This is a genomic window from Mucilaginibacter rigui (assembly GCF_014773275.1).
Classification (GTDB): domain Bacteria; phylum Bacteroidota; class Bacteroidia; order Sphingobacteriales; family Sphingobacteriaceae; genus Mucilaginibacter; species Mucilaginibacter rigui_A.
In genome coordinates, this window is record NZ_JACWMW010000001.1 from 823,155 (window position 1) to 836,175 (window position 13,021).

Genomic DNA, 13,021 nt, shown 5'->3' on the forward strand with positions numbered 1-13,021 from the left:
GATATAGATTACTTAGGCATTGAAAAGAACTCTGCAATAGGGCCCAAAGCCAAAGCAGGGAAGTACGATAATGCGTTTAACACAAGTATTACAGCGAAGGTCATCAGCCCGAAGGTGATGGTATCGGTTTTTAGGGTACCTGCCGACTCGGGGATGTATTTCTTTTTGGCAAGCAATCCTGCTATAGCTACAGGGCCGATGATTGGCAGGAACCTGCCCAGTATCATCAATAAACCTGTGCTTAAATTCCAGAAGGTGTTGTTATCACCCAAGCCTTCAAAGCCCGAGCCGTTGTTGGCGTTGGCTGAGGTCATCTCATAAAGCATCTCACTAAAACCGTGGAAGCCAGGGTTGTTTAACCATGCCGATGGTTTAACAGCCCAGTTGGCACTGCCGTGGTTGGTGAACACAAAAGCTGCTATTGCGGTGCCCGCCATAATTAAAAACGGACTAAGCAAGGTTATCAACGCGGCAATTTTTACTTCGCGGGCTTCAACCTTGTGACCCAGAAACTCGGGGGTTCGGCCAACCATAAGGCCTGAGATGAATACGGCGATAATGAGATAGATAAAGTAGTTTAACACACCCACACCGCAGCCACCAAAGAAGCCGTTTATCATCATACCCAGCAGCTGCCATAAGCCGGTAAGGGCCATGGTGCTATCGTGCATGCCGTTAACAGACCCGGTTGATACAATGGTGGTGAAAGTGCTCCAAAAGGCTGTTGCGGTTGGGCCTATACGTACTTCCTTCCCTTCCATGGCGCCGGTTGGCTGGGCTATGCCCATTTTTGCAATTGCCGGGTTGCCGCCCGTTTCACTACCGATGGATGGGATGAGCAGGAGCAGGGCACCTATCATCATTACCCCGAATATTACCCAGCCCAGTTTTTTGCGGCGAATGAAATAGCCGAAGCAAAGCACCATAGCAATAGGGATGATCATTTGTGAAACTATCTCAGTAATGTTGGTCAGATAGTTGGGGTTCTCCAACGGGTGCGATGAATTGGCACCAAACCAGCCGCCGCCATTTGTGCCCAGGTGTTTTATGGCGATGAATTGCGCTGCCGGGCCGCGCGATACGTTTACGGTGTCACCCTGTAAGGATATAAATTTATCTTTACCGGCATAGCTGCTTGGCGTGCCGTTAAAAGTTAATATTAATGCTACTACGATTGATAAAGGCAATAATAAACGGGTAATGGCTTTTAAAAAGTAATTCCAGAAGTTGCCAATATCATTTGTGGTTTTATCGCGGAAGGCTTTGAACAAGCCTACTGCGCATGCAATACCGGTTGCCGCGCTTACAAAGTGCAGAAACATCAGTATAAAGTGCTGTGTAAGGTAAGTTACGCCACTTTCGCCGCTGTAGTGCTGCAGGTTACAGTTCACCACAAAGCTAATGATAGTGTTAAAAGCCAGGTCGGCTGTCATGCCGGGGTTACCGTCAGGGTTTAGGGGGAGTTTATCCTGGTACATCAGTACAAAAAAGCCGTAAACCAGCCAAAGCAGGTTTATGCACATCATTGCTTTTAAAAACTGTTTCCAGTCCATAGGCTCGTTAGGGTTAATGCCGGATAGTTTATAAATGCCGTTTTCTACGGGCTTCATAAAGTCGGTCCATACCTTTTCGCCGGCAAACATTTTTGCCAGGTACTTGCCCAGCGGTATGCCAATAACAAGCATTAAGGCAAACGAGGCAATGATTCCAAATAGTTCAGTGTTCATTGTGTTTTCGGGTTAAAAGTTCTCGGGTTTTAACAGCACATATATCATGTATATGAAAACTGCGATGGAGATAATGAATAATGCGATCATGATGGGTTAGATTTTTTCGAACCAGTTGATAGATTTAAAAATGAACCACCAGCAAACAAGGATGGCTACGAAGAAAAGTATTGTGATCATTTTATTAATGTTTACACACCCATGCCAATACGGATGCCGATTTTATAGAGGTTTATAAAAGTATCTGATAATCAAATATTTATTACGATTGCTGTAATAATATGAAGTGTGCTGCAACAAAAAACCCTTCCATTTTGGAAGGGTTGATTTTCGTTTTGGGGGCATGTTGTTTTTTAACCACAGAGGGCATGGAGTGTTGAACACAAAGCGCACAGAGGTTTTTATTGCGTGCGAAAAAGAAGAGTGTCATGGTGAGCTTGTCGAACCATTGAACGCAGGATAAGTCTTCGACAAGCTCAGACTGACACAAGCTGCAAACTTGGCGTATAAGATTTCTCCTCGCTATCGCTCGTTCGAATGACAATTGGTTATTACAAACCGTATTCGTCTATTTTACGGTATAGTGTAGTTAACCCGATACCCAGTAGCCTTGCGGTTTCGGTTTTGTTGCCTTTGGTGTAGGCTAATACCTTGCTGATATGTTGCCTCTCTATGCTTTGCAGATCGAGCGAGCTGCCATCTATATTGGTGTTAAATTGCGGCGGCAGGGCAGCAGGCGTAAGGGCGTCATCAGCCAATATTACCGCGCGTTCAATGATGTTCTTCAACTCACGGATGTTGCCTTTCCATTGGTGTTTATTAAGCAGGGCTAAAAATTCATCCGTCATTTTAACAGATTTGCCTGCCTTATCAGCAAATTGTTTCAGGTAATATTTGGCCAGTAGTTCAATATCACCCTTGCGTTCGTTAAGTGATGGCAGGGAGATAGTGAACACCGATAAACGATAAAACAGATCTAAACGAAACTTGCCTTCTTCGGCCTCTTTTTGCAGGTCGCGGTTGGTGGCGGCCATAATGCGGATGTTTACCTTGGTAGTTTGTGTATCGCCCAGTTTAATAAAGGTTTTGCTTTCCAGCACGCGGAGTAATTTGGCCTGTAGTTCCAGGCTCATTTCGCCTATTTCATCAAGGAATATGCTGCCGTGGTGGGCTTCTTCCAACAGGCCTTTCTTATCTTTAACCGCCCCGGTAAATGCACCTGCTTTATAACCGAACAGTTCGCTTTCCAATAATTCGCCGGTAAAGCTGCTGCAATTTATGGCTACAAAAGGCATTTGTTTGCGCTGGCTCTCGTAATGTATAGCCGATGCAAAAACCTCCTTGCCGGTACCTGTTTCGCCTAAAAGCAAAACGGTGGTATCGGTAGCGGCAACTTTGCGGGCCAGGTTTACCGCATCGGTAACAGGTTGCGATTGCCCAATGATCTGCGCGAAGCTGAATTTGCTGCTTACCCTTTTCTCGGCATTAAAAGCATTTTGTTGTAGCTGTGCCTTCTCTACCGCCTGACTAAGCAGCGGGAGTATCTTATCGTTATCATCGCCCTTAACAATATAATTAAATGCACCGTTTTTGATGGATTGTACGCCATCGTTTATAGTGCCGTATGCCGTAAGGTTTATTACCTCTACATAAGCCTTTTTGGCTTTAATGGTTTTTACCAGGTCTACACCGCTCACGTCGGGCAGCTTAACATCGCTTAATACCACCAGTACGTCTTCCTGCTCAAGTAGTTTAATGCCCTCTTTACCTGTAAAAGCCTGTATTACTTTAAAACCTTCTAAACCTATAATGCGCGAGAGCAGATCGTTCAGTTTTTTTTCGTCGTCGATGATGAGGATAGTTGCTTGCATCCGGGGTATGGTATAACGATATGCGAAAGTAGATAATTAGCTATCCTAAAAAAAATTTAAATAAGGGGTAACATTTTGTGTAGCCGTTTTATATAGTGATATAAAAACAAACCTCTTAAATCAAAACACAATGAAAAAGGACATCACATTAATTTTGTTAATCATCTCATTAGCTTTAGTATTAGTTGCGGTTACATTTACAGCTAATGCGCAGTCGCAACATAGAGTAGCCGGTAACCCAATTGGTGGTATTATAGTTAAAGGTAGCCATAATGGTGTAGTCGCAAATGCACAGGCCACAAATCCTTTATATATACCACAGCGTACAGAGGTTAATAACCCACTCTCTCAGAACAGGAGCGCAGGTTCGCCAATTGGTGGGATTGTAGTTAAAGGCGGTCAAAACGGTATAGCAGCAGATGTACAACCTACAAGCCCTTTGTATAACCCCTCGGGTACAGAGGTTAATAACCCACTCTCTCAGAACAGGAGCGCCGGTTCGCCAATTGGTGGGATTGTAGTTAAAGGCGGTCAAAATCCCCGTCCGTCATCGGTAGTTGTAGTGCCTGCCAACAGTAAATCTATCAACGAAAAGGGTATTAAATAAATTCACCTTCATATTAGCAAAGGCGCTTCTACAGCGCATTTTACTGCTAAGCATTTACCCTAATCCCTGCAAACCCTAATTGGCTGCCTGTGGGCCTGTTACCAGTAAGTAGCTGATATGCCAGGTTGCCTATCCAGTATGGTGCGGTGTTTTCTTTACCAATTGGGCTGTTATCGCCGTGCCCAAATTCGTAGGTTGTGGTGCCATTAATGGCATGTACACTTTCATGAATGATGGTAGCGGCTATCTCTGCCGATTGGCGGTTAAGCTTGTTGGCATTTAGGAAAAGGGTATTGGGATAATTACCATCAGTATAAGCGTAAGTTTTATAATACTTGATAAAGGTAAAAATTGTAGGCCGAAACACCCTGACCTTAAATTCAAGTGTAGATGCTTTCATTAACCCTGAAATTAATACGGGCGAAATGTTCGCCATGTCAAACTGATCATGTTGGGCAACTATTTCGTAAAATTCAGGGTTTTGCAAAATTGCATTTGCTTCAAGTACAGCCTGCATAATCACCATCTCGTCACCATTAAAACTAATTTTCATAAAGTAATAAGTGTTAGCTATGATAAAACTATAATAATTGCGCGACAGATGCTTATATACTAACGGGTTATACAGCGTTCATTTTATTCATTTTGGATAAAGGGGTATCTGCGGCGCCAAACCGGTCGAGGCATGGCTGATAAAGTTAACAATTGCTTAACTTTTATTTTTTTTGCGCTATATAGCTTTGCACTTAAAAGCGTGCCTGTTTAATACTACCCAACCTGTTATATTTAATGCCATGTTTAATCGCCGTAAGTTTATCACAACAAGTGCCACAGGTTTAGCCGGTGTAATATTGTTGCCTGCTATTAATAGCTTTGCTAATGATAGTAATCAGTACATACGTAAGGCCGCTAAATTTAAATTAAGGTTTGCACTGGCGTCTGATATCCACTACGGGCAGCAGGGTACAGATTTTGAACTGAATACCGGTAATATGGTTAAGTGGCTAAATGATGACCACGCTAAAAATCACCTGGATATGGTGATCATAAACGGCGACCTGGTGCATAACCGGCCAGATCTGCTCGCAGAAATAAAAACCAAATACCTTGATAAGCTGAACGTGCCTTATCAAACCATACCCGGTAACCATGATTTTGCTGATGCCGTTGTTTGGAAAAACGTGTTTAACTACGAAGACCGCTACACCGTTGAGCACGGCGATATAGCTTTTGTATTAGCCAACACTGCCGACACAAAGGGGGGTTATGTTTGCCCCGATAATAGTTTCATCAAAGCATCGCTTGATAAGTTTGCCGATAAAAAAATAGTGTTTGTGATCTTGCATATCCCGCCGGTAAAATGGATGAAGAATGAAGGTTTTTTAAATTGCCCTGAAACGGTTGACCTGCTCCATGCTTACCCTAACGTAAAGGCGGTTTTTCACGGGCACGACCACCTGCTGGATGGCGTACGTTATACCGATAAATTACCTCACTTTTTCGACTCGCACATTGGGGGGGACTGGGGCACCGATTACCGGGGTTACCGCGTAGTTGAGGTTAATGAACAGAATGAAATTTATACCTACCAGGTTAACGCCAGCCAAAACCCCAGGCTCAACTCCAATAAGTTTTAGGAGTTATTTATCTGATAATGTAAGCTTAACATTCCTGTTAAACTAAGCCCATACTTTTATGTTGTTAAACATAAAACAAATGGAAATGGGATATACATCGCTTGATCTGGCAATGCTTCTGATTGCGGCATTTGTAATATGGGCCGCCTCGCGCGTACCGGTAAAACATACTGATACACCAAAGAGGCTTGCAAGGCCAAGGCTTAAACATAAAGATCAGCACGCTCATTCTGTATCCTGATCCGGGCAGGCTGGTTGGCATTTATAGGGAAAGGGAGAACGTTTGAGAAAAATTAAGGTGGCGTTTTTTGCCGATATATTGGTGGAAGACTTTGACGGCGCGGTGCGTACCATATTTCAGCTGATAAAGCGTATCGATACCACAAAGTTCGAGTATCTTTTTATATATGGTGCCGGTCCTGATAAGCTAATGGGGTTTGAAAGCTTTAAAATACCGGCCATACCATTACCTATCAATACCAATTATTCTATAGCCTTACCCATGCTGGCAAAAAAACGCCTTCATAATAAATTACAAGCTTTTGGTGCTGATGTTATTCATATTTCGACCCCATCGTTTTTAGGGAATTTTGGGTTGGATTATGCCAACCGAACAGGGCTACCTGTTATTAGTATTTATCACACACATTTTATTTCGTACATAGATTATTATTTTAAGTACGCCCCTATATTTATTAAAGGGTTAAAACAACGTATTGCCAAAGGCCATAAAAGCTTTTATAACCGTTGCGATAAGGTTTACGTGCCATCAGAAACCATTAAAACCGAACTGCGCGAAATGGGGGTGTACACCTCTAAGATGAAGATATGGAAGCGTGGGATAGATGCTTATTTATTTTCTCCGGATAAAAAGGATAAAAGCATCATAAGGCGGTTAACCGGTAATAATAACCCAACCATTATTTTTGCAAGCCGTTTGGTTTGGGAGAAAAACCTGGAAACCCTTTTTGCCATTTATGATAAAATGCAGGCAGGGGCAAAGCAAGTTAATTTTTTAATTGTTGGTGATGGTACAGCATGGCTTGCCTGCGAGGCGAGGATGCCTAAAGCCATTTTTACAGGCAAAATATCGCACCAGAAGCTTGCCGGGTTATATGCTTCGGCAGATGTATTTCTGTTTCCGTCGGTATCTGAGGCTTATGGCAATGTGGTTATCGAGGCTATGGCCTCCGGATTGCCCTGTGTAATAGCTGATGGTGGCGGCTCGGGCGATTTTATTGAACAAGGTATCAATGGTTTTAAATGCAGCCCTTACAATGCTGATGATTACGTAGAGAAAATAGAGCTTTTGTTAGCTAACAAAGCCCTGAGCATACAATTTGCCGCCGAAGGCTTACAAAGCAGCCGGAAGCTAAGCTGGGAAATTCTTGCCCAGGTATACTTTAACGATGTACGCAGCCTTGCCATACCCCCCGCCGGGCAGCCAGCGCCCGTAAGCAAGCCTGCTTTAGCCATATAATTATGGCATATAACTATTACATATAAGTGTTAAATGGCAACAGTGCCGCCGCCTTCCACTTTGGTTTTTTTGCGATCTCGAAATGCGCTTTATTTCCCGGCTAATGACGTGGGCACAATAACTTATGTCATATATACCATCCCAAACATAAGTAATAGGCTATGCATATTGTAACAAATAGCCTTATATTTAAATGTATTTTCAAATCATCTACCCATGTTAAAAGCAGTAATATTAGACGATGAGGAGCGGGGCAGCAGCCTTTTGAACCGTAAGCTGGAAAGTTTTGAAGACGATCTGGAGGTATCCGCCGTTTTTAACGACCCATATAAGGCGCTGTCGAAAATTATGGATATCCAGCCCGATGTGTTGTTTTTGGATGTGGAGATGCCGGGGCTTAATGGGTTTCAATTTTTAGAAAAGCTGGGATCATTTAATTTTCAGGTAGTGTTTACTACCGCTTATGATACTTATACGCTGGAAGCCCTGCGCCTTAGCGCGGTTGATTATTTATTGAAACCTATAGATGAGGAGGAGTTGCACACCGCTATATTTCGCCTAAAAAAGCGCTTTTCGGCTAACGGCAAGGAGGGTAAAGGTGCCGATAAAACATCCCGTAACCGCCTTGCGCTACCCACAGCTGAAGGTGTTTACCTGATAGATAAAGCCAATATTATTAGGGTAGAGGCCATGAGCAATTACAGCACCTTTTATTTGAATGATCATAAAAAGATAGTGGTTTCTAAAACGCTTAAAGAGTACGAGAATGTGTTAACAGATACCTTCTTTTTGCGTATAAATCGTTCGGTTATTGTAAACCTCGATTACATTGTTAAATACCGCAAAGGCGATGGCGGCACACTTGAAATGAGCGATGGTACCGAAGTGGAAGTATCCGCTTCGCGTAAGGAAGCGCTTGTGGATAAGCTTTTTGGGGCTTAACATGCCATATTTGTTAATATTAACTTAATACTAAAGCGGTTAATTTGTTAATGCAGGCTGTTCCTAATTAACAGCGGCATTAAAGAATGTTTAAGCGCTTTGCCCTTGTTTTAATAACTCTATCCCTGATTTTTATAAGTGTTGGTGTTAATGCACAGGATGAAAAATTATTATCAACCCGTTACCTCAGCCAAAAACACCCCGATTCGGCACTTATTATCTTAAAAAAACTACATGCGCAAGCGGTTGACAATAACGACAAGTTAAGCGAAGGCCAATGTCTGCGGCAAATGGGGCAGATCTGTTATAACCAGGGCCATTACGCCCAGGCGCTCGATTTTTATTTGCATGCAGATAAATTATTCAGCGCGAGTAAAAACCTGGATATGCTGGCCGCAAACATGGGCGAAATGGGCGTTTTATATTATTATAACAAGCAGCTGGATAAATCTCGCGCTATATATAATAAGGCGCTGGCTATTTATAAACAAACCGGTAACCTTAAGGGGCAAGCCGATATTTATGGCAAGATCGGTCACCTGTACGAAAAACATCATAAATACGATAGCGCCTTTTACTACCAGCATTTAGCGTTAGAGAAATATACCCGCGCAAATTATCAGCAGGGGGCTGCTAAAATTTATGAGAACCTGGGCAGTATTTATGAAGACCTTGCCCGGTACGATTCGGCATACACCAGTTTTAACCACTCCCTGCAATTGTATAAGCAGGAGCATAACGAAATAGCCACCATAGAAGTAATAAACAACCTGGGCGATATTTTACGCAAAACCGGTAAATACGCACAAAGTATTGTAGAATCGCGCAGGGCAATGGCGCTTGCAGGGCAAATGGGTAATATTTACCAGCTCGCAGCCTGCAGTAAAGACCTTGGCAAGGCTTACGAACTTATGGGCCGTATGGATAGTGCCTATCATTATGCCGAGCTGAGCCGCAAATATTCGCTCGATGTTTACTCAAAAGAAGGGGTGAACCAAACCGCGTTTTTACAGGTGCTGTATGATATGAATAAAAAGAGCGATGAGATAAACCGCCTTAATAACATCCGTAAAATAAACCGTATCATAGGTGTATCTGTGGTTGTTGTGGCAGCGCTGCTTATTGTTTTGGGAATGGTTGTTTTTAGCAGGCAGCGTTTAAAAATTAAAGACCAGAATGCACTTGCCAAGCAAAAAGAAGTACAGCACGAATTGATGCAGCTGGAGCTTAAGAACCAACATCTGGAAGAAGATAGCCTGAAGCAGCAACTGGAAGTAAAAAGCCGCGAACTATCTACCCACACCCTCAACCTCATTAAAAACAATCAATTTTTAGAGCATCTACGCAGTACATTGCAAGCCATGGTGAAGGACGATAAACGCGACCAAAAAAAACAAATGCAGCAGATAATCCTGGAGATAAATGAAAGTTTTAACCATGAGCAACACTGGCGCGAGTTTACCGCCGCTTTTGAGCAGGTGCACCAACAGTTTTTTGATAGTTTAAAACAATACAGCAGCGAGCTTACCTCTACAGACATGCGCCTTATTGCCTTGCTAAAAATGAATCTCGACTCGGCCGATATTGCAACCTTGCTGGGGATCTCAACCGATAGCCTAAGGGTTTCGCGATACAGGCTGCGTAAAAAGCTCAATATCCCGCAAGGCGATAACCTTTCGGCCTTTATCCAAACCCTTTAATGGCGTTACAAACGGCTGTTCAAAATTATATTTTAGGCTGATTTTGTGGTGTTAACATTTTGTTAATGTAACGGTAATAAAATGATAATGGAGGTTTTTTAATGTTATAATATATTGATTATTAATTATTTAATTGTTTGTGTTGCTTTTTGATATACGAGCATTGTAACGGTGTTGCCTTTCTGTAACCCTCAAAATTTCATTTGTAGTTGGGCGTATACACACCTTTGCAGCGTCAAATAAAAATGGACATTATCACACAGCAATGAACAAACTTTTACAAATCTTACTCCCGCTACTTTTTTGTGCTACAATAGCGAGCGCAACAAAGATAAAAGGCCACGTTTATGATAAACAATCGGGCGAGGCGCTGGTAGGTGCAACCGTTATTTTAGAAAAAACAGGCAAGGTAACCAGTACCGGCCTTGATGGCTCTTTCGAATTAAAGGATGTGCCGGTTGGCAAAGCTACTATCCGCATTACTTACATTACCTATAAAACTATTGTACAGGAAATTGAGATCCAAAGTAAGGATAATGAGCACCTGAAATTTTATATGGAAACGGCTGCAAAAGGCCTTGGGGAGGTTACCATCAGGGCAACCGCCAGTGGTTCTAACGAAAGGGATGCCCGCCGAATTGAGCAGAACGCTACCCAGGTAATGAACATTGTATCGGGTAAAGCTATTGAGGTATCTCCCGACCTTACTGTAGCCAATGTGATGCAACGTGTATCGGGCGTTTCCATAGAACGTAACAGCAACGGCGATGGCCAGTATGCTATTTTGCGTGGTATGGATAAACGGTATAACTACACTTTAGTGAACGGCGTAAAAATTCCGAGCCCGGATAATAAGTACCGCTATGTGCCGCTGGATCTTTTCCCCTCTGACCTTTTAGACCGGCTTGAAGTTTACAAAACCCTTACCCCAAACCTGGAAGGGGATGCTGTTGGTGGTGCCGTAAATATGGTAATGAAAAATGCCCCCGATCATTTCCAGATCAATGCAAACATTGCCACGGGCTACAACCAACTATTTTTAGACCGTAAGTTTACCAGCTTTGATGCATCAGGCATTCGCGGTAAATCTCCTTATGAGATCAATGGCCGCGATTATAACGCTACCCAGTCTGATTTTTCAAAAGGCGTATTTGATTACAAATCAAAGCACCCTGCGCCAAACGTTGTAGGTAGCTTATCATTAGGCCAGCGTTTTTTTGATAGTAAACTGGGTGTAGTTTTAGCAGGTAGCTATCAAAATACCTATCGCGGAAGTAACAGTACTATTTATACCCCTTCAGTAACCGGTACAGATGAGTACAGCGTTATCACCAACAAAGGAGAACGCCAATACTCTGCACAGCAACAACGCCTGGGTTTACACGGTAAAGTGGATTATGCTTTTGATAAAAACAATAAGATTAGCCTTTATAATGTATATGTTAATTTGAAGAATCAGGAAGTGCGTGAGTCGGTATCTACCACTTATAATGGGGTTTACGACCCGGCAAACGGCAATGCCGAATTGGTTTACAATACCCGTAGCCGCTTAACCGAGCAACAGATATACAACAGTACACTACATGGTGATCATAAATTCTTTGATGATAAATTTAAAGTGCAGTGGTCTGCAGTGTATTCTACCGCGCAGACTGAACAGCCGCAGAATGCCGAAATTGAGTTAAACGGATTACAGCAAAACTTCCAAAATAAACGCCTTTCATTGGTAAATACTTCACCGGTTGAAATGCGCTGGCAGCGTAATACTGATAATGATAAGGCAGGCTATTTAGACCTTACCTACAACATTTTCAGGGGCGATAAAAAACTTGACTTTAGCCTTGGCGGTTTATACCGTGAAAAGGAACGCAGCAGCTTTTACAATAATTATGTGCTTGCGCCATCTGCAGCAAATGCGGGATTAATATACGGCCAGGATTATCGGAACTATACCGATCTGCAATTGGTTGTAAGTAACCCTACCGGTGGTGTTGCCAACCCGCTTACCTATGATGCCTCTGAGAAAACATCTGCAGGTTACGGTATGCTAACCTACAAATCAAATAGCCTGGAGTTAATTGGTGGTGCCCGTGTTGAGCATACCAACCAGGGCTATCATATGTTGTTTGCGCAAGGCGAATCAAGGCCAACCGGCAACCAGATCTATACGGACGTTTTACCAAGCTTAACAGCAAAATACCATATTACAGAAAAAGCGCAGTTACACGCTTCATACTACAAGGCTGTTAACCGCCCGGGCTTTTATGAGCTTGTTCCGGGGATTTCGCCGGGCGATGATTACGATGAAAAGGGTAATGCCGACCTGAAACGTGCCCTTGCTGATAACTATGATCTGCGATATGAATTGTTCCCTGGTGCTTCAGAGCAATTGTTAGTGGGCGCATTCTACAAAAAGATAAAAGACCCTATTGAGTATGTGTTTCAAACTTCAGGTACAGTACACAGCAATGTTTTGTTAATACCGGGTAATTTTGGCAACGCTACTAACTATGGTGCCGAGGTAGATTACACGAAGTTCTTCAATAAAATAGGTATCAAGGCAAACTATACCTATACACATTCGCGTATCACTACCACTAAAAATAAGCGTCAGATAAACCCGTCTAATGGCGATATTGAGACTGTTGAGGTTGACCAGACAAGGCCGCTATACGGTCAGTCAGCGCATATTGCCAACATCTCATTACTTTATAAGGACACTAAAAAAGGCTGGGATGTACAGGTTGCAGGTGCTTACACCGGGCCGCGTATAGTTGCGGTATCACAATTCGTAAATAACGATCAATGGCAGCAAGGTATCATCCAGATGGATTTCTCGGCCGAGAAACGTTTTAAAAGCAACATCAGCTTATTTGTTAAAGCAAACAACCTGCTTAATACACCATATAAGTTGTACATAAAAGGTGTTAACCCCGCAAACGATAAAATAAAAGAGGATCTGGTATCAAACGGTCATACCCTTATCCGCGATGACCACTATGGACAAAGCTACCTGTTAGGTATACGATATAAGTTCAATTAATCAATAAATTTTCA

The 13,021-nt window shown here is 42.7% G+C and carries 10 protein-coding genes; 6 read left to right on the forward strand and 4 right to left on the reverse strand.

Going from position 1 to position 13,021, the window contains the following annotated elements:
- Positions 1–8: 8 nt before the first annotated feature.
- The 3 genes from kdpA to IDJ75_RS03780 all read right to left on the reverse strand — a co-directional run bounded on the left by kdpA (position 9) and on the right by IDJ75_RS03780 (position 3,598).
- Positions 9–1,727, reverse strand: coding sequence for a potassium-transporting ATPase subunit KdpA (gene kdpA, locus IDJ75_RS03770; RefSeq protein WP_191174263.1), 1,719 nt, complete (start codon positions 1,725–1,727; stop codon positions 9–11).
- A 12-nt stretch (positions 1,728–1,739) separates the two neighbouring features.
- Complete coding sequence (locus IDJ75_RS21440) at positions 1,740–1,817, reverse strand: potassium-transporting ATPase subunit F (RefSeq protein WP_082855788.1); 78 nt, start codon at positions 1,815–1,817, stop codon at positions 1,740–1,742.
- 461 nt (positions 1,818–2,278) lie between these two features.
- The gene (locus tag IDJ75_RS03780) at positions 2,279–3,598 is read right to left on the reverse strand and encodes a sigma-54-dependent transcriptional regulator (RefSeq protein WP_191174264.1); all 1,320 of its coding nucleotides are present in this window, start codon (positions 3,596–3,598) and stop codon (positions 2,279–2,281) included.
- A 130-nt stretch (positions 3,599–3,728) separates the two neighbouring features.
- On the opposite strand from IDJ75_RS03780, the gene IDJ75_RS03785 reads away from it, so the two are divergent.
- Positions 3,729–4,205, forward strand: coding sequence for a hypothetical protein (locus tag IDJ75_RS03785; RefSeq protein ID WP_191174265.1), 477 nt, complete (start codon positions 3,729–3,731; stop codon positions 4,203–4,205).
- Between the two features lie 46 nt (positions 4,206–4,251).
- On the opposite strand, the gene IDJ75_RS03790 is transcribed toward IDJ75_RS03785, so the two are convergent.
- A complete protein-coding gene (locus IDJ75_RS03790; RefSeq protein WP_191174266.1) occupies positions 4,252–4,758 on the reverse strand; it encodes a hypothetical protein in 507 nt (168 codons plus the stop codon).
- 241 nt (positions 4,759–4,999) lie between these two features.
- On the opposite strand from IDJ75_RS03790, the gene IDJ75_RS03795 reads away from it, so the two are divergent.
- The 5 genes from IDJ75_RS03795 (at position 5,000) to IDJ75_RS03815 (ending at position 13,007) form a co-directional block, all read left to right on the forward strand.
- Positions 5,000–5,842, forward strand: a complete 843-nt coding sequence (locus IDJ75_RS03795) for a metallophosphoesterase family protein (protein ID WP_191174267.1) — start codon at positions 5,000–5,002, stop codon at positions 5,840–5,842.
- A gap of 283 nt (positions 5,843–6,125) precedes the next feature.
- On the forward strand, positions 6,126–7,322 hold the full coding sequence (locus IDJ75_RS03800) for a glycosyltransferase family 4 protein (RefSeq protein WP_191174268.1): 1,197 nt from the start codon (positions 6,126–6,128) through the stop codon (positions 7,320–7,322).
- 216 nt (positions 7,323–7,538) lie between these two features.
- Positions 7,539–8,264: a LytR/AlgR family response regulator transcription factor gene (locus IDJ75_RS03805; RefSeq protein ID WP_191174269.1), complete on the forward strand. Its 726-nt coding sequence runs from the start codon at positions 7,539–7,541 to the stop codon at positions 8,262–8,264.
- 86 nt (positions 8,265–8,350) lie between these two features.
- Positions 8,351–9,964 carry a tetratricopeptide repeat protein gene (locus tag IDJ75_RS03810; protein WP_191174270.1) on the forward strand — a complete coding sequence of 538 codons (1,614 nt, stop codon included), beginning with the start codon at positions 8,351–8,353 and terminating at the stop codon, positions 9,962–9,964.
- Positions 9,965–10,229: 265 nt separating this feature from the next.
- Positions 10,230–13,007, forward strand: a complete 2,778-nt coding sequence (locus IDJ75_RS03815; protein WP_191174271.1) for a TonB-dependent receptor — start codon at positions 10,230–10,232, stop codon at positions 13,005–13,007.
- The last annotated feature ends 14 nt before the right edge of the window (positions 13,008–13,021 follow it).

Coding starts and splice junctions, on each gene's coding strand:
- IDJ75_RS03780 (WP_191174264.1), bottom strand. CDS start 3,598: ATGCAAGCAACTATCCTCATCATCGACGACGAAAAAAAACTGAACGAT.
- IDJ75_RS03795 (WP_191174267.1), top strand. CDS start 5,000: ATGTTTAATCGCCGTAAGTTTATCACAACAAGTGCCACAGGTTTAGCC.
- kdpA (WP_191174263.1), bottom strand. CDS start 1,727: ATGAACACTGAACTATTTGGAATCATTGCCTCGTTTGCCTTAATGCTT.
- IDJ75_RS03815 (WP_191174271.1), top strand. CDS start 10,230: ATGAACAAACTTTTACAAATCTTACTCCCGCTACTTTTTTGTGCTACA.
- IDJ75_RS03805 (WP_191174269.1), top strand. CDS start 7,539: ATGTTAAAAGCAGTAATATTAGACGATGAGGAGCGGGGCAGCAGCCTT.
- IDJ75_RS03790 (WP_191174266.1), bottom strand. CDS start 4,758: ATGAAAATTAGTTTTAATGGTGACGAGATGGTGATTATGCAGGCTGTA.
- IDJ75_RS03810 (WP_191174270.1), top strand. CDS start 8,351: ATGTTTAAGCGCTTTGCCCTTGTTTTAATAACTCTATCCCTGATTTTT.
- IDJ75_RS03785 (WP_191174265.1), top strand. CDS start 3,729: ATGAAAAAGGACATCACATTAATTTTGTTAATCATCTCATTAGCTTTA.
- IDJ75_RS21440 (WP_082855788.1), bottom strand. CDS start 1,817: ATGATCGCATTATTCATTATCTCCATCGCAGTTTTCATATACATGATA.